Raw genomic sequence first — 17,139 nt, forward strand, 5'->3', positions numbered from 1 at the left:
AGCGAAAGCGCAGGGCGGCCTGGCAGCAAGACAGATCAGAGCAGACAGAGCAGGGACGCAAGGCTTTGGATTCGGTATCGCAGTCGATGATCGGGGCGGGACAGCAAGGCGCGCTCGCTGCCGATCGTGCCGCTGAGCGGACTGCCGATTGCGATATGAAGGGGGGCGCTGCCGCCAAGGTTCTGATCGTTGAGGACGAATTCCTGCTGGCCCTGCAACTCGAAGACATCGTCTTGGATGGCGGCCACACCGTGGTCGCCACTGCGGCCGACCGCGCTTCGTTGGAGCGGGTGGGCATCGCGCCCGATGTCGCGCTGGTGGACCTCAACTTGCGCGACGGGTTGACCGGCCCGGCCATCGCTCACGATCTGGCAGCACGCTACGGGTCTCGGGTGATCTACGTGACCGCCAACCCCGGCCAGATCGACACGCCCGCCGAAACGGCCGTGGGCATCGTCACCAAGCCCTTCTCGCAAGCGACGATCCTCGCCGCCATCGCCTACGCCCTTGCGGGCTGCCCCGACCACGGCCGCCCCGGAGACCTGCATCCTCTGCGCCGTATGGGCTGAGCTTTCGGGCAAGGAAGCAGCCGTTGCGCTGGTCCACCCCACTGCAACTGGCATCGCCTGTGGCTCTGCAAGTCTCGCTGCCCCTCCCGCTTGCGGGAGGGGCAGAAGGCTTGGGAACGCAGTGTCCTAGCCGGACGGGGTGGGCGAGCAGCGACGAACGTCTGTTATGGGTGGAGAGCGGACTGGCGCCTGCCTTCGCTGAAGGTGACTATTTCATGCAGCCACGCTTCGGCGCCCTAGCTAGCGCGCTTTTGGCATACGAAAGGGTCAACGGGAATGACTGAAACGGATCAGATGGGATGACGGTCTGGCCGGCGGGCGATGATCTGTTGCTTTGTACACAGGCGGATGCACGCCCCGCAAGTGACAACGGGGCAAGGTCAGGGCATCGCGATCAGGCCATGCGATGCGCCTCTCCCTTTTCGCTGCTGATCGGCCCGCTGCTTCTGGCTCCGCTGCTGGCCGGGTGCGGAAGCAGTGATGGCGATGCTCCGGCGGACAGCGCGAGTGCAGTGCCGGTCAGCGTGACGATGTCGGGTACTGCAGGGGCGTCCGAGCCGGTCGAACCGGTGCATGTCGTGGCGAAGTCTGTTTTTGCCCCACCCGGAGCCATTCCGACGGATGCCCCCTCTGCCGTGGCGCCAACGGCCACGTCTGCGCAGGTGGTGGAGGACGGGGGCTCCGATGGGGCTGCGTCGGTGGATGCGCCGGGCTCTGCTACGGCTCCGACTCCGGCGCCCGCGCCGGTGCCCACCCCGCTGGCGACACCGTTGCCCGAAAAGCCTGCGGTGCCCAGTGCGAAGCCAGTGCCCAGCCCTAAGCCGGTCTCGGGCCCCGCTGCCAGACCGGCAATGGTCAGCCCGGTCGGCGATACGTCGGCCTATCCGGTCGGGCCGAGCGTGCCGCTGAGGCCGGGCTACTACGCGACCGGCGATACCCCGTGCGACAGGGTGAGCGCCAGGACCGTGCTGGTGCTCTACCGCGACGGGATGGACAGCGCTGCGGGCTCCTGCGCGTGGAGCGAGGTGCAGCCCGTGGCGGGCGCAGGTGCAGCTACGAGTGTATCCGGAAGCTGGCGAGTGACGCGGCGCTGTCTGGTCGGTCAGCAGGAAGGCGTCAGCGACGGCACCCCTTATGTCCGCCATGCGCGGATCACGCTGGCAGGCAAGGGCGCGTTCGTGCTGCGCGACGAGGGCGGCGTGGCGCCGGTCCGGGCGAAGTGGTGCCCGCAGGCGAGCCTCCCCGAACCCTGGCGCTCGCAGCCGCCGATCGGGGGCTGAGGGGCGGGAGCCACGCGATGCATATGGCCGACCGCGCTCCAACCTGAACGTCTCGTTCAGATTTCGCGACAAACTGTTACGAAAGCCCGGGTGCACTGACATGAATGCGCGACAATCTGCGGGCAGAGCATGCGCCATGCGCAAACCTCTCGCCGCTTCGGCCGCTTCCGCCCTTGGGCTCGCCCTTGCATCCGTTCTGCTCGCGGCCTCGCCCGCCCTGGCCCAGATGGGCGATATGGGTGGCGGCATGGGCCAGATGGGCGGCATGGGCGATATGGGCGGCGGTGGCGGTCCGGGTGGCGGCGGCCATCATGGCGGTGACGAGGGCGGCCCTCCGGGTGGCGGTGCGGATCGTCCGCGCCCTCCCAAGCCTTTGAAGCGCAAGGACTACGACAAGATCGTCGAGCAGATGTTCGACGAGGCCGACGCCAACCACGACGGCACGGTGACGGTGGCCGAACTGCATGGCGTGGTCGAGGCCAAGCGCGAGGCGCTGATCCGTGCGCGCTTCACTGCCGTCGATGCCAACCATGACGGCACCATCTCGCCTGACGAGTTCATGGTATGGCAAAAGCAGATGGGCTCTGCCGCATCGGACGAGGGCAGCGCGTTTGGCGATCGCAATGGTCCGATCCCCGATGCCATCATGCCGCACACCAAAGACGAAGGCGACCGCATGGCGCTGCGCCTGATCGAGCCGCTGACCGGCACTGTCATTGCCAAGGCGAACACCAACTACGATGCAGGCATCTCGCTGGCCGAACTGATCGCCTATGAAGGCAAGGCCTTCGAGGCGGCCGACAAGGACCACGACGGCGAGCTGTCGATGGATGAGCTGCGCCCGATGGATGGCCCCGATGGCCATCGGGGTGGCTTCGGTGCCCGTCGCGGGCCGGGTGGTCCGGGCGAGGGTGGGCCGCCGCCGTCGCAGTAAGGGGCAGGTGTCACGGCGTTGCGGGCGCTGGACCGCACCGACAGCGAATAACAGGGTCGGAGAATAACAGACGGGGCGGCGAACCATAGGTCCACCGCCCCGCTATTTTCCGTTTTCAGTGTCTCAGTGACCCCGATGTCCGCCGCCCTGATGACCGCCACCGCCCTGGTGCCCGCCACCCTGCGGATTGCCGCCGCGGAAATTGGGCATCTGGTTGCCACGCTGCGGGTGCATCTCGCCCCGGAACTGGCGGAAGTTGTGCTGGCCCTGCGGCGCATCGCGGCGGAAGTGGCCCGGATCGCCGCGGCGATAGCGATGGTCGCGCCCGTTGCCGCGATACCAGAAGTAGCCGTCGCTGCCCCAGTAGCCATCGTATACCGATCCGTAATAGCCGTCGTACCAGCCGTCATAGGGATAGGGCGCGCCGTAATCCATGTAGCCGATACCGCCGCCGTACCCGCCGTAGCCATAGCCATCGTCGTAACAGCCGGAAAGCGAAGCGACGCCGCCCAGAAGCGCGACGGCAAGTAGTGTCCTTTTCATGGCGACCTCTCGTGTGACCAGTCCGAAGCGCAATTCGCGCCCGTGAAGACGGGTAATATGCGCCGGTGAACATGTCTGTGTGCTGACTGGTAAACGTACGGAAACACTCGACGGTTCCGGAAGGCGCCCGAGGCTGGTGAGGCGATACTGGCGAAAGCCGCGTTTGCGCGCTATGAGCCGCCGCCATCATGGACTCCCCCCTCATGCCCTCAACACACATGTCTCCTGCGATACCTGCTTTAGAGGCCGGACCGTTCACGGTCGCGGCGCTCTATCACTTCACGCCGTTCGCCGATCCGGCTGCCTTGCGTGGACCGCTGCTGGCGCTGTGCGAGGCGCAAGGGATATTCGGCACGCTGCTGCTCGCGCGCGAGGGGATCAACGGCACCGTCGCCGGAACCGCGCCCGCGATCGCCGCGCTGCTCGCGCATATCCGCGCGCTGCCGGGGTGCGAGGGGATCGAGGTGAAGTTCTCCGAGGCCTCGGCGATGCCCTTCCACCGCACCAAGGTGCGCGTGAAGAAGGAGATCGTGACGATGGGCGAGCCGGACATCGACCCGACCGCCTCGGTGGGCACATATGTCGCCCCGCAGGACTGGAACGCGCTGATCTCGGACGCGAACACCATCGTCATCGACACGCGCAACGACTACGAGGTCGCTGCCGGGACGTTCCGGGGCGCGATCGATCCGCAGACCAAGAGCTTCCGCGAGTTTCCGGGCTGGTTCCGGGCCGAGCGCGAGCGCCTGCTCGCCGCCTCGCCCGACGGTACGCCCCCCAAGGTCGCGATGTTCTGCACCGGCGGCATCCGCTGCGAGAAGTCCACTGCGTTCCTCAAGCAGGAGGGCGTCGAGGACGTCTATCACCTGCAGGGCGGCATCCTGAAGTACCTCGAAACCGTGCCCGAGGAAGACAGCCTGTGGCAGGGCGAATGCTTCGTGTTCGACGGCCGGGTGAGCGTGGGCCATGCGCTGGTCGAGGGCGCGCACACGCTGTGCCACGCCTGCCGCCGCCCGGTGAATGAGGCCGAGCGCGCCTCGCCGCTCTACGAGGACGGCGTCAGCTGCCCGGCCTGCTACGACGAGCGCACCGACGAACAGCGCGCCGGCTATCGCGAGCGGGCGAAGCAGGAAGCCCTCGCCGCCGCGCGCGGCGTGGCGCACGTGGGAGCCAGGCGCGACCCTCGCTGACGCTGGTATTTTATGGCACCGGCGCGCCTGCTTCGAAACTCTCCCCCGCGTGAGCAATTGCGGATGGTCTGGAGACGCCCCTTAGCGGACGTTAAAATCCTGTCGTCATCCCAGCGAAAGCTGGGATCGCTTTCGGCATTATGTAACGATAGCGGGATGGGAGGCTGGACCTACATTCTTGCGAACAAGCCGCACGGCGTTCTGTACATCGGAGTGACCAGCAATCTAGCGTTGCGGATGATGCAGCACCGTGCCGGAAGCGGATCGGCATTTTGCCGGAAGTACGGCGTTACACACTTGGTGTTGGTGGAGGAACACGCCGAGATAATTGCCGCCATTGCCCGAGAGAAGGCAATGAAGGCATGGAAGCGTGAGTGGAAAATCGAACTCATCGAAAAGCACAATCCCGGATGGTGCGATCTGTTCGACCGTCTCGTTTGACCGAGAGCGATCCCAGCTTTCGCTGGGATGACGGTATTATGAGAACGTCCGCTCCCCACCCATAACAGCCCTCCAGCGGGTCTCGAACGTGTCCGCGCCGCCTAGGTCTTCGGGTATACCCCGCCCAACACCGTTTCGAAGTGGCGGCGGACGTGGGTGTTGCAGTTGCAGGCCCGCTCGGCGAGTTCGATGGGCTTGAGCACTTCGATCCCGCCGCGTCGGGTGCGCAGCAGGCCTTCGGCCTTGAAGCGCTGGAGCACGCGGCTGGCATAGCTGCGCCCGATCCCCATCATCGAGGCGAGCTGCTCCTGCGTCATCGTCACCTCGTTGCGCCCGATCCGCTCGACCGCGGCAGTCAGCCACTTGGCGGCGCGCTGCTCGATGGTGTGGACGGCATTGCAGGCGATCGACTGGAACACCTGCGCCATCACGCAATCGGCATAGCGCGCGAAGAGATGGCGCACCGCCGCGTTTTCCTGCTTGATCGCGTCGAGTTCGCGGACCGGCAGACGCAGATAGCGACCGCCATGCAGGACGTTGGCCCGCGCATAGGACGGCAGCGCACCCTGGCTGACGATCCCGCCCAGCGCGCCCTCGCGTCCGACCATGATCGTCTCCACCGCGATCCCGCTGTCCAGCAGCACGAAGTACGAGCTGAGCGCATCGCCGCAGGGAAAATAGCAGTAATCGACGTTGTCGCCGCTCTCGTAGATGACGTGCCCCTGATGAAAGTGCACCTCCTCCAGCCGCGTTTCGAGCTGGTGCCGGTCGGCGTCGAGCAGCACGGCCATGAGGTCGTTGCCAGGTGCCATCGGGGGTTTTCTCCGTCGCTTGAGGCCGGATCGCTCCCTTCCCGCTCCCTGTTCTCGGGAGCGCGGACGCATCCGGCGGTTGTCTCGGTTCGGCTGTCTTCGTTCGACAGGGAAATGCGAGCGCGCGCAGGAGGTTCCCATCTTTCGCCGGATATGGCCACTTTTGAACAGACACCGGCGCAATAGAGGCATAAACGTTCACCAGGAACATTTCCCGGCCTCGGGCATTTGCGGATACCGTCAGGTTTTCCCAGACCGCCGCGCGACATAAGCTCATCGGCTCAGGGACTTGCCAGATCTTGCATGCACGGGCGCTTGCAGGAAACTTCGTTTGCTATACGGGAGCGTGATGCGGATCGTTGACCACCTGTCGGGAGGCCTGCACGACACCGCTTTCCGGTGCATGCTCGCTCCAGTTTCCCCTTGCGCGCCGACCTGCAATCCGGCGCGCGAAGGCATGTCGGCATGACCGAGACCCTGCCTTCTGCCCACGATACGGCCACCGTCGACCTGACGACCTGCGATCTCGAGCCGATCCACATCATCGGCCGCATCCAGAGTTTCGGCTGGCTGATCTCGTTCTCCAGCGACTGGATCATCAACCACGTCTCGATGAACTGCGAGGCGCTGTTCGGCGAGGCCCCGCAGGACATGGTGGGCGTGCCCGCCGCCGGGTTCCTGTCACCCAGCGCGCTCCACGATATCCGCTCGCGCCTGCAGGTGCTGGGCCACGGCGGCAGCGTGGAGCGCCTGTTCGAGGTGGACCTGCGCGGCGACGGGCGCCTGTTCGACCTCGCCATCCATGCCTCGGGCCGCTCGTTCGTGGTCGAGATCGAACCGCACGAAGGCGGACGCCGCCGCGATTACGTGAGCTACGTGCGCCCGATGATCGACCGGCTGCGCGATGCGGAAAGCGTCGAGAAGCTCTGCGCCTCCGCCGCCCGCCACTTGCGCGGGCTGACCGGGTTCGACCGGGTGATGGTCTACCGCTTCGATGCCGATGGCGCGGGCGAGGTGATCGCCGAGAGCCTGAACGGCATGGTTGACAGCTTCAAGGGCCAGCACTTCCCGGCGTCCGACATCCCGGCGCAGGCGCGCAGGCTCTACACCCGCAACATGCTGCGCATCATCACCGATGTCGACGATCCCACAGTGCCGATCCATCCCGCCACCGGGCCGAGCGGCGAGCCGCTGGACCTGTCGATGTCGGGCTTGCGCGCGGTCTCGCCGATCCACATCGAATATCTGCGCAACATGGGCGTCAAGGCGTCGATGTCGGTCTCGATCATGCGGCGCGGCAAGCTGTGGGGGCTGATGGCCTGCCACCATTACGCGCCCTTGCGCCTGTCCTATTCGGTCCGCACCGCCAGCGAGCTGTTCGGCGAGTTCTTCGCCTACCTGCTCGACCAGAAGGAAACCGACGCGGCGATGGGCATGCGGCTCGATTCGCTGCGCCTGCACGACGAGATCATGGCCCGCGTCGCCGCCGGCGGCACGCTGGTCGACGCCTTCGGCGATTTCTCGCAATCGATCGGCCGGGTGATCCCCTTCGACGGCGCCGTGGCGTGGATCGATGGAGAGTTCATGCGCTACGGCATTACGCCCGACGAGGCGCAGTTCTCGAAGTTGGCGCGCTTCCTCAACACCGCAGGGGCCAGCACGGTGTGGTCGACCGACCGCATCGTCACGCTGTTCGAGCCTGCCGCCGAATGGGCCGATCGCGCCGCAGGGCTGCTGGCGCTGCCGGTCAGCCGCTCTCCCCGCGATTATATCGTGTTGTTCCGGCAGGAGCACGTTCGCGAGGTCAAGTGGGCGGGCAATCCCGAGAAGCCGGTGGAGCTTGGCCCCAACGGCGCGCGCCTGACGCCGCGCAGCAGTTTCGAGCTGTGGAAGGAAGAGCGCCGGGGCCAGTCGCGCCCGTGGACCGAGGAGGAAGTGCAGGCCGCCGACGCGCTGCGCGTCACCCTGCTCGAAGTCGTGCTGCGCCTGGCCGAGATCGCCAATGCCGAGCGTGACAAGGCCCATCGCCAGCAGGACATGCTGATCGCGGAGCTGAACCACCGCGTGCGCAATATCCTCAACCTGATCCGGGGCCTCGTCACCCAGAGCAAGGACGGCGCGAAGACGATCGACGACTTTGCCGAGATCGTCGGCAGCCGCATCCACGCGCTGGCCCGCGCCCACGATCAGGTGACGCAGACCGACTGGTCGCCCTCCTCGATCTACAATCTCATCCGCACCGAGACCGACGCCTACGCCAGCCACAGCCTCGACCGGGTGGTGATCGAGGGGCCGGACGCGATGATCGCGCCCAGCGCCTTCACCACGCTGGCGCTGGTGATCCACGAGCTGATGACCAATTCGTGCAAGTACGGCGCGCTCTCGGATTCGCGCGGTACGGTCAATGTGCTGCTGTCGCGCGGGGACGACGGCTCGCTGGAGATCGACTGGCGCGAAAGCGGCGGCCCGCCGGTGCAGGCCCCGACCCGGCGCGGCTTCGGCTCGACCATCATCGAGCGTACGATCCCGCACGAACTGGGCGGCAGCGCCTCGGTGGTCTATCCCGAGCAGGGCCTTCATGCGCTGTTCCTGATCCCCGACGAGCATATCGCCACCTTCGCCACGCCCACCGCCTCGCCGCGCGAGCCCGCCCCGGTGCCGACCGAGAGCGAGATGCGCGACGACGGCTTCTTCAAGGGCGCCGCGCTGATCGTGGAAGACAACGTGATCATCGCCATGGAGGCCGAGGACCTGCTGCGCGGGATCGGCTTCGAGGATTGCCGCATCGCCGGATCGGTGCGCGGCGCGCTGGACCTGATCGACGAGACCGAGATCAGCTTCGCCATGCTCGACGTCAATCTGGGCAAGGACACCAGCGAGCCGGTAGCCAAAGCCCTGTACGAGCGGGCGATCCCGTTCATCTTCGCCAGCGGCTATGGCGAGAACGCGATCCAGTCGGCAGACCTCGGCAACGTGCCCACCGTCACCAAGCCCTATTCCGAGCGCGACGTGAAAAACGCCGTGGTGCGGCTGATGCAGGACCGGCTGTAGGCGGTTCGGGCCGGGGCGGGTAGAACGGGGCAGGGCGGTTCCACAAGCGACCCACCTTGACCCCATCCCGCCGATCCCCTACAGGCGCGCATCCCTTGCGGGTTCGCTCGTGGGGGCAGTACAAGGCTGAACATTGTCATTCGGCAAGGTTTGTCGCGGTTTTCCAGTGCGTTCGCGTGTCTGGAAGCGAGTCGGTGAACCGGGTTCGAACGGGTCTTTCGGGGCGCCTCGCGCGATTCGAAAAGGCATGTGTCCGACCGTCAGGTGGCAAAGTAATCCGGTGCAGGGCGCCGGGTGGAGTGTTTTCGGCTCATGTGCGGCAAGGCGTATCGCCTGCGGCTGTGGTTCTTCCGGTTTTCCGGTGGCGCCGTTGCAGGGGTGAAAAGCCGGTGCTGCACCTGACCTTCTTCTCTCTTCCCGTCGAAATGGACCGGCCCCGTACAGCGCTTATGCGTCTCATCGGGGGTGCGAAGGGTGCGTGCCGTGGTTCGTGGATCTGCCTGAAGATCCGAAGCGAATACGCGGCCCGGATCCATCGCACTCCAAAAATTCGAAAGAAGAGTATAGATGCCCACTATCAACCAGCTGGTCCGCAAGGGCCGCGAGCCGCAGAAGGCCAAGTCCAAGGTCCCTGCGATGGAGCAGAACCCGCAGAAGCGCGGCGTTTGCACCCGCGTCTACACGACCACCCCGAAGAAGCCGAACTCGGCACTTCGCAAGGTCGCCAAGGTCCGTCTGACCAACAGCCGCGAAGTCATCTCGTACATTCCGGGTGAAGGCCACAACCTGCAGGAGCACTCGGTCGTGCTCATCCGCGGCGGCCGCGTCCGCGATCTTCCCGGCGTTCGCTACCACATCCTGCGCGGCGTGCTCGATACGCAGGGCGTCAAGGATCGCAAGCAGAGCCGCTCGAAGTACGGCGCCAAGCGTCCGAAGTGACCATGCCGGGGGCATGGTCATCCCAGCGAAAGCTGGGATCGCTGGCCTCCGAAGCTAAGGTCGGTTGAAACAGTTTATCGACGTCGCGCAATGCCGGTAGCGGTCCCAACTTTCGCTGGGATGACGGGCTCCAAGGCACAAGCGGCGGTCTAATGAAGGAATTTGCGACATGTCACGTCGTCGTCGTCCCGAGAAGCGGGAAATCCTGCCTGATCCCAAGTTCGGTGATCTGGTCCTGTCGAAGTTCATGAACAACCTCATGCTCGACGGCAAGAAGTCGGTCGCCGAATCGATCGTCTATGGCGCCATGACCACCATGGAAACCCGCGCCAAGGCCGATCCGGTCCAGCTGTTCCACGATGCGCTGAACAACGTGAAGCCGCAGATCGAAGTCCGCAGCCGCCGCGTCGGTGGTGCGACCTACCAGGTTCCGGTCGAGGTTCGCCCCGAGCGCGCCCAGGCTCTCGCCATCCGCTGGCTGATTTCGGCGGCGCGCAACCGTCCCGAGACCACCATGGCGGCGCGTCTGTCGGGTGAGCTGCTCGACGCCGCGAACAACCGTGGCAACGCGGTGAAGAAGCGCGAAGACACGCACCGCATGGCGGATGCGAACCGCGCGTTCTCGCACTACCGCTGGTAAGTCTTGCGGTGATGCCCGGGCGGCCGTCTCCTTCCTTCATTCTTCACGGGATGAAGGCGGGGGGCTGGTCATCCGGGCGTCACACTTTTATTTCAGGGGGCAAGGTCTTATCTCTAGGCCGCTTCCGCTCCCGAAACCCTCGCTAAGGATTCTCCCATGGCACGCAGCCATCCGCTGAATATGTACCGTAACATCGGTATCATGGCGCACATCGATGCTGGCAAGACCACCACGACCGAGCGTATCCTCTACTACACCGGCAAGTCCTACAAGATCGGCGAAGTCCACGACGGCGCCGCGACCATGGACTGGATGGAGCAGGAGCAGGAGCGCGGCATCACGATCACGTCGGCCGCGACGACCTGTTTCTGGACCGCCGAGGGCCAGGAATACCGCATCAACATCATCGACACCCCCGGACACGTCGACTTCACCATCGAAGTCGAGCGTTCGCTGCGCGTGCTCGACGGTGCTGTCGCGTGCTTCGACGGCGTTGCCGGCGTTGAGCCGCAGTCGGAAACCGTGTGGCGCCAGGCCGACAAGTACGGCGTGCCGCGCATGTGCTTCATCAACAAGCTCGACCGCACCGGCGCGAACTTCAAGTACTGCGTGCAGTCGATCATCGACCGCCTCGGTGCGACGCCCGCCGTGCTCTACATCCCGATCGGTCTCGAGTCGGACCTGAAGGGCCTCGTCGACCTCGTGCACAACCGCGCGATCATCTGGAAGGACGAGTCGCTGGGCGCCGAGTTCTTCTATGAAGAGATCCCGGCCGAGCTCGCTGACGAAGCCGAAGAGTACCGCATGAAGCTCATCGAGCTCGCCGTCGAACAGGACGACGAGGCGATGGAAGCCTACCTCGAAGGCAACGAGCCCGACGTCGCAACGCTCAAGAAGCTGATCCGCAAGGGTACGCTGGGCCACGCCTTCGTGCCGGTCGTCTGCGGTTCGGCGTTCAAGAACAAGGGCGTGCAGCCCCTGCTCGACGCCGTTGTCGACTACCTGCCTTCGCCGCTCGACATCGAAGACGTCCAGGGCGTCAAGGTCGACAGCGACGAGGCCGACAGCCGTCCGCCCAAGGACGACGCACCGTTCTCGGCGCTCGCGTTCAAGGTCATGAACGATCCGTTCGTGGGCTCGCTCACCTTCTGCCGCATCTACTCGGGCACGCTCTCGAAGGGTTCGTACCTGAACTCGGTGAAGCAGAAGAAGGAAAAGGTCGGTCGTATCCTCGAGATGCACGCCAACGAGCGTAAGGACATCGAAGAGGCTTACGCAGGCGACATCGTCGCACTGGCCGGCATGAAGGAAACCACCACGGGCGACACGCTCTGCGCGGAAAAGGCGCCGATCGTTCTCGAGCGTATGGAATTCCCCGAGCCGGTTATCGAGCTTTCGGTGGAGCCCAAGACCAAGGCCGACCAGGAGAAGATGGGCGTCGCGCTCAACCGTCTCTCGGCCGAAGATCCCTCGTTCCGCGTGTCGACCGACCACGAATCGGGCCAGACCATCATCAAGGGCATGGGCGAGCTTCACCTCGACATCATCGTCGACCGCATGCGTCGCGAGTTCAAGGTCGAAGCCAACGTCGGTGCGCCGCAGGTGGCCTACCGCGAATACCTCGGCAAGCCTGTCGATGTGGACTACACCCACAAGAAGCAGTCGGGCGGTACGGGTCAGTTCGGCCGCGTGAAGGTCAAGGTCACGCCGGGCGAGCGCGGTTCGGGCATCACCTTCAAGGACGAGATCAAGGGCGGTAACATTCCGAAGGAATATATCCCCGCGATCGAAAAGGGCATGCGCGAAACCGCTGCCTCGGGCTCGCTGGTCGGCTTCCCGATCATCGACTTCGAAATCGTCCTCTACGACGGTTCGTACCACGACGTCGACTCGAGCGCGCTGGCGTTCGAAATCGCCGGTCGCGGTGCCATGCGTGAAGTCGCCCAGAAGGCCGGCATCAAGCTGCTCGAACCGATCATGAAGGTCGAGGTCGTGACCCCGGAAGAGTTCATGGGCGACGTCATCGGCGACCTCAACTCGCGTCGTGGCCAGATCCAGGGCACCGACACCCGTGGTAACGCACAGGTCGTGGAGGCGAATACGCCGCTCGCGAACATGTTCGGCTACGTGAACTCGCTGCGCTCCTTCACCCAGGGTCGCGCGAACTATTCGATGATCTTCTCCCACTACGACGAAGTCCCGGCGAACGTCGCGGCCGAAGTCAAGGAGAAGCTCGCCTAAGGGCGGGTTTCAAGGAGAAGCTTGCCTGCGGGCAAGAAAGGTTTTAGGGGCGGCGCCTGATTCCATGGGAGCCGCTCCGATACCCGCGGATTCAAATTCAAGACGAAAGAAGGTTTGAAAATGGCCAAGGCAAAATTCGAGCGGAACAAGCCGCACTGCAACATCGGCACCATCGGTCACGTTGACCACGGCAAGACCACGCTGACTGCCGCCATCACCAAGGTGATGTCGGAGACCTTCGGTGGTGAAGCCGTTGACTTCGCGAACATCGACAAGGCTCCGGAAGAGCGCGAGCGCGGCATCACGATCTCGACCGCACACGTCGAGTACGAGACCGACGCCCGTCACTACGCGCACGTCGACTGCCCGGGTCACGCTGACTACGTGAAGAACATGATCACCGGTGCTGCCCAGATGGACGGCGCGATCCTGGTTGTGAACGCTGCTGACGGCCCGATGCCGCAGACCCGCGAGCACATCCTGCTCGCTCGCCAGGTTGGCGTGCCGCAGCTCGTCGTGTTCATGAACAAGGTCGACCAGGTTGACGATCCGGAGCTGCTCGAGCTCGTCGAACTCGAAGTTCGCGAACTGCTCTCGTCGTACGACTTCGACGGCGACAACATTCCGATCATCATGGGTTCGGCTCTCGCCGCTCTCGAAGGTCGTGACGACAACATCGGCAAGGAAAAGATCCTTGAGCTGATGTCGGCAGTCGACACCTTCATCCCGCAGCCGCCGCGCCCCACCGACAAGCCGTTCCTGATGCCCGTCGAGGACGTGTTCTCGATCTCGGGTCGTGGTACGGTTGTGACCGGCCGCGTCGAGACCGGCATTGTCAAGGTTGGTGAAGAAGTTGAAGTCGTGGGTATCCGCGACACGCAGAAGACCACCGTCACCGGCGTTGAAATGTTCCGCAAGCTGCTCGACCAGGGTGAAGCCGGCGACAACATCGGCGCACTGGTTCGTGGCCTGAAGCGCGACGACGTTGAGCGTGGCCAGGTTCTCTGCAAGCCCGGCACCGTCAAGCCGCACACCGAGTTCTCGGCAGAAGTCTACGTCCTGTCGAAGGACGAAGGTGGCCGTCACACGCCGTTCTTCGCGAACTACCGTCCGCAGTTCTACTTCCGCACCACGGACGTCACCGGTGAGGTTATCCTCCCCGAGGGCACCGAGATGGTGATGCCGGGCGACAACGTGACCATCTCGGTCAAGCTGATCGCACCGATCGCCATGGACGAAGGCCTCCGCTTCGCAATCCGCGAAGGCGGCCGCACCGTCGGTTCGGGCGTCGTTGCCTCGATCACGAAGTAATTCGCTGATCGTCAGCTCCGGCTGAGACACGAAAGGCCCGGTCTTCCGATAAGGAAGGCCGGGCCTTTTCGTTTGTCCGGAGCAGATGCGCTTGCTCTGCAGAGATTGAGGGGAGCGGGCTCTTCCCTGCAAGCCGTCAGGGTGCGCGCTGTTCGCCCTGACCGATCTTCCAGGCGTCGGAATTTTTCGGGGCCTCGGGAATGCTCTTTAGGTCGATGTAGTAGACCGGAGGAGGGACGTGACCGAAGGGGATGGTGATGCAGGGGCCCAGGCATCCCGGAATGCCGCTTACGTCAGGGGCATGCAGGGCGCCGTCGCGGGTGCTTTCGTCAACGGACTTCGATGGCGAGACGCGCTGGCTTTCGCCGTCGCCTCCATGCGAGCACACGACGATGGTGCCGCCATCCTCACCGCTGCTGGCTTTGGCGGCCTGACGGCAGGCATCGTCGACCGCCCCGCCGGCGGGATCGGGTGTTGTCGCATGGGCTGTCAGGGTGGTCGTGTCGTCGCCGAGATCCACAGGAACGGCCTGCGCGGTGGGCGCATAGGGATCCTGTGTCGCAAAGGCGAGGTTCGGCGCAAGTATTGCAAAGGCCAGTGGGCCAAGCGCGCCGGAAAAAATCTTGAGCGGTTGCATCGAAAAATAAGGCATCCAGTAGGCGTCGCTCCGTCTATCTAGGTGGGGGCGGCGCTGCCGGGAAGGGGTGGCACTGTAATACTGTGTCGCGCGCGGAAAACCGGCTGCGACACGCAAATCAGGGCTTGCCCGACTCGGGCTTCGCGTGTAGGGGCGCGGTTCGAATTTGACGGGACCGCGCGTCCTTTGGCTCTTTCTCATCGGTAGTAGGTAATGGAAGCTCAGAACATCCGTATCCGCCTCAAGGCGTTTGATCACCGCGTGCTCGACCAGGCCACTGGCGAAATCGCTGACACGGCACGCCGCACCGGCGCTCTGATTCGTGGGCCCATTCCTCTTCCGACGAAGATCGAGAAGTTCACGGTCAACCGTGGCCCGCACATCGACAAGAAGTCGCGTGAGCAGTTCGAGGTCCGCACCTACAAGCGTCTGCTTGACATCGTGCAGCCCAACGCTGCCACTGTCGACGCGCTGATGAAGCTGGACCTCGCGGCCGGCGTGAACGTCGAGATCAAGCTGGCCTAAAGGCTGGCGAACGGGGTGGCCTGAAAAGGTTGCCCCGGTGGTCCTTTCCGATCGGACCTTAACTAGATCGAGGAATACTTGTCGGCTTTGATGGCCGGCTTTGCAGGGAGAAACCTGCAGAGACAGCGCCCCGAGGGAATAGCCCGAAGGGACACAAGGGATACCTCCGGCGAGGCTTTCGGGCCTGGTTCGGGAATGCGTCCCCCGTCTCGCTTCCGTGGCCCGCAAGGGCTGGCAGGGAGCACCTGACCCGGACGGGGTTCGTATCACACACAGGGTTGGACATGCGTACGGGGGATGGTCCTGCGTACGCCTCTGTAAGGAGTAAGGTCATGCGTACCGGCGTGATCGCAAAGAAAGTCGGGATGACCCGCCTGTTCCAGGAGGACGGTCGCCACGTGCCCGTCACCGTCCTGGCGCTGGAGGATTGCCAGGTCGTCTCCGTCCGTACCGAAGAGCGCGACGGCTATGTCGCCGTTCAGCTCGGTGCCGGCGAAGCCAAGCAGAAGAACGTTGCCAAGCCGCAGCGTGAGCACTTCGCGAAGGCTCAGGTTCCTCTCAAGATGCGCGTCGCGGAATTCCGCGTCGCCGACGACGCCCTCCTCGAGGTTGGCGCGACGATTGCGGCTTCGCACTTCGTCCCGGGCCAGCTTGTCGACGTGGGCGGCCACACCCAGGGTAAGGGCTTCCAGGGCGCTATGAAGCGCTGGGGCTTCGGCGGTATGCGCGCCACCCACGGTGTGTCGATCTCGCACCGTGCGCACGGTTCGACGGGTAACCGTCAGGATCCGGGCAAGGTGTTCAAGAACAAGAAGATGGCCGGCCACATGGGCGACCGTCAGCGCACCCAGCAGAACCTCGAAATCGTCCGCGTGGACGATGAGCGTGGCCTGATCTTCGTCAAGGGCTCGGTCCCGGGCGCGAAGAATTCGTGGCTCACCGTTGCGGACGCCGTCAAGGTCGACCGCCACGCCGAGGCTCCGTACCCCGCCGGCATCAAGTCGGTGGCGAACAGCAACGACACGGCCGCTGCCGAGACCCCCGCTGACGTGGCGGCTCCCGAAGCGACCGAAGGCCAGGAGGGCTAATCATGAAGGTTCAGGTCCTCAACATCGACGGTTCGGCCGGTAACGGCGACATCGAACTTTCGGACGACGTGTTCGGCCTCGAGCCGCGCGCGGACATCCTGCACCGCGTCGTCACCTGGCAGCTCGAGAACCGTCGCGGCATCGCCCGCGCGACCCGCGAGCGTTCGGACGTTGCCCGCACGGGTAAGAAGTTCGGCAACCAGAAGGGCGGCGGTTCGGCTCGTCACGGCGATCGTGCGGCTCCGGTGTTCATCGGCGGTGGTAAGGCTCACGGTGCCCGTCGCCGCGAGTTCAACATCTCGCTGAACAAGAAGATCCGCGCACTCGGTCTGAAGATGGCTCTGTCGTCGAAGGCGCAGGGCGGTCTCGTGATCGTCGACACCCTGGACGTGGCGGATGCCAAGACCAAGGCTCTGGCCGGTCAGCTCGCCAAGGCGAACTTCGGCAAGAAGGTGCTGATCGTGGACGGTGAGCAGGTCAACGAGGGCTTTGCCCGCGCTGCCCGCAACATCGTCGGCGTGAACGTGCTCCCGGCCATGGGCGCCAACGTCTATGACATCCTGAAGCACGACACGCTGGTGCTGACGCGCGCTGCTGTCGAAAAGCTGGAGGCGCGTTTCAATGGCTAAGTCCACTGTGAACATCCGTCATTACGACGTGATCCTCGCACCGCACATCACCGAGAAGTCGACGCTCCTTTCGGAGAACAACGCGGTCGTCTTCAAGGTTGCCGGCGATGCGACCAAGCCCGAGATCAAGGCTGCCGTCGAGGCTCTGTTCGACCGCAAGGTCGCCAGCGTCAACACGCTCGTCACCAAGGGCAAGACCAAGCGCTGGCGCGGTAAGGAATACCGCCGCAGCGACGTGAAGAAGGCGATCGTCACTCTGGCTGCCGGTGAGCAGCCGATCGACATCACCGAAGGCGTACGGGGCTGATC

At 64.6% G+C, this 17,139-nt stretch carries 17 protein-coding genes; 14 read left to right on the forward strand and 3 right to left on the reverse strand.

Annotation, left to right across the window (positions count from 1 at the left end):
- Positions 1–65 precede the first annotated feature (65 nt).
- The 3 genes from AC3EC3_RS00965 (at position 66) to AC3EC3_RS00975 (ending at position 2,783) form a co-directional block, all read left to right on the forward strand.
- Positions 66–569 (forward strand): response regulator, encoded by a 504-nt coding sequence (locus AC3EC3_RS00965; RefSeq protein WP_488487868.1) that lies wholly within the window; start codon positions 66–68, stop codon positions 567–569.
- A 299-nt stretch (positions 570–868) separates the two neighbouring features.
- Entirely contained in the window at positions 869–1,849 is a 981-nt protein-coding gene (locus AC3EC3_RS00970; RefSeq protein WP_488487869.1) for a hypothetical protein, read from the forward strand.
- Positions 1,850–1,985: 136 nt separating this feature from the next.
- Entirely contained in the window at positions 1,986–2,783 is a 798-nt protein-coding gene (locus AC3EC3_RS00975) for an EF-hand domain-containing protein (RefSeq protein ID WP_488487870.1), read from the forward strand.
- A gap of 123 nt (positions 2,784–2,906) precedes the next feature.
- Here the strand turns inward: AC3EC3_RS00975 and AC3EC3_RS00980 are convergent, their stop codons facing one another.
- Complete coding sequence (locus tag AC3EC3_RS00980) at positions 2,907–3,326, reverse strand: hypothetical protein (protein ID WP_488487871.1); 420 nt, start codon at positions 3,324–3,326, stop codon at positions 2,907–2,909.
- Between the two features lie 218 nt (positions 3,327–3,544).
- Between AC3EC3_RS00980 and trhO the strand changes: the two genes are divergently transcribed.
- Entirely contained in the window at positions 3,545–4,516 is a 972-nt protein-coding gene (gene trhO, locus AC3EC3_RS00985; RefSeq protein WP_488487872.1) for an oxygen-dependent tRNA uridine(34) hydroxylase TrhO, read from the forward strand.
- A 156-nt stretch (positions 4,517–4,672) separates the two neighbouring features.
- Entirely contained in the window at positions 4,673–4,957 is a 285-nt protein-coding gene (locus AC3EC3_RS00990) for a GIY-YIG nuclease family protein (RefSeq protein ID WP_488487873.1), read from the forward strand.
- A 101-nt stretch (positions 4,958–5,058) separates the two neighbouring features.
- Here AC3EC3_RS00990 and AC3EC3_RS00995 read toward each other — a convergent pair whose 3' ends face one another.
- Positions 5,059–5,769: a Crp/Fnr family transcriptional regulator gene (locus AC3EC3_RS00995; RefSeq protein WP_488487874.1), complete on the reverse strand. Its 711-nt coding sequence runs from the start codon at positions 5,767–5,769 to the stop codon at positions 5,059–5,061.
- Positions 5,770–6,234: 465 nt separating this feature from the next.
- Between AC3EC3_RS00995 and AC3EC3_RS01000 the strand changes: the two genes are divergently transcribed.
- The 5 genes from AC3EC3_RS01000 to tuf all read left to right on the forward strand — a co-directional run bounded on the left by AC3EC3_RS01000 (position 6,235) and on the right by tuf (position 13,951).
- Complete coding sequence (locus AC3EC3_RS01000) at positions 6,235–8,820, forward strand: HWE histidine kinase domain-containing protein (protein ID WP_488487875.1); 2,586 nt, start codon at positions 6,235–6,237, stop codon at positions 8,818–8,820.
- Between the two features lie 567 nt (positions 8,821–9,387).
- Positions 9,388–9,759, forward strand: a complete 372-nt coding sequence (gene rpsL, locus AC3EC3_RS01005; RefSeq protein ID WP_007011879.1) for a 30S ribosomal protein S12 — start codon at positions 9,388–9,390, stop codon at positions 9,757–9,759.
- A 169-nt stretch (positions 9,760–9,928) separates the two neighbouring features.
- Positions 9,929–10,399, forward strand: coding sequence for a 30S ribosomal protein S7 (rpsG, locus tag AC3EC3_RS01010; protein WP_260927074.1), 471 nt, complete (start codon positions 9,929–9,931; stop codon positions 10,397–10,399).
- A 156-nt stretch (positions 10,400–10,555) separates the two neighbouring features.
- Positions 10,556–12,640, forward strand: coding sequence for an elongation factor G (fusA, locus tag AC3EC3_RS01015; protein WP_260927077.1), 2,085 nt, complete (start codon positions 10,556–10,558; stop codon positions 12,638–12,640).
- 120 nt (positions 12,641–12,760) lie between these two features.
- Positions 12,761–13,951: an elongation factor Tu gene (gene tuf / locus AC3EC3_RS01020; RefSeq protein ID WP_260927079.1), complete on the forward strand. Its 1,191-nt coding sequence runs from the start codon at positions 12,761–12,763 to the stop codon at positions 13,949–13,951.
- Positions 13,952–14,087: 136 nt separating this feature from the next.
- On the opposite strand, the gene AC3EC3_RS01025 is transcribed toward tuf, so the two are convergent.
- Complete coding sequence (locus AC3EC3_RS01025; protein WP_488487876.1) at positions 14,088–14,588, reverse strand: hypothetical protein; 501 nt, start codon at positions 14,586–14,588, stop codon at positions 14,088–14,090.
- Positions 14,589–14,801: 213 nt separating this feature from the next.
- Between AC3EC3_RS01025 and rpsJ the strand changes: the two genes are divergently transcribed.
- The 4 genes from rpsJ (at position 14,802) to AC3EC3_RS01045 (ending at position 17,137) form a co-directional block, all read left to right on the forward strand.
- Positions 14,802–15,113, forward strand: coding sequence for a 30S ribosomal protein S10 (rpsJ, locus tag AC3EC3_RS01030; protein WP_007011873.1), 312 nt, complete (start codon positions 14,802–14,804; stop codon positions 15,111–15,113).
- Between the two features lie 332 nt (positions 15,114–15,445).
- The gene (gene rplC / locus AC3EC3_RS01035) at positions 15,446–16,201 is read left to right on the forward strand and encodes a 50S ribosomal protein L3 (protein WP_260927086.1); all 756 of its coding nucleotides are present in this window, start codon (positions 15,446–15,448) and stop codon (positions 16,199–16,201) included.
- Between the two features lie 2 nt (positions 16,202–16,203).
- Entirely contained in the window at positions 16,204–16,830 is a 627-nt protein-coding gene (gene rplD / locus AC3EC3_RS01040; RefSeq protein WP_260927088.1) for a 50S ribosomal protein L4, read from the forward strand.
- The gene (locus tag AC3EC3_RS01045; RefSeq protein ID WP_260927097.1) at positions 16,823–17,137 is read left to right on the forward strand and encodes a 50S ribosomal protein L23; all 315 of its coding nucleotides are present in this window, start codon (positions 16,823–16,825) and stop codon (positions 17,135–17,137) included. Before rplD ends, AC3EC3_RS01045 begins: the two co-directional genes overlap by 8 nt.
- Positions 17,138–17,139: the final 2 nt, after the last annotated feature.

Source organism: Novosphingobium sp. BAM6, from assembly GCF_057784955.1.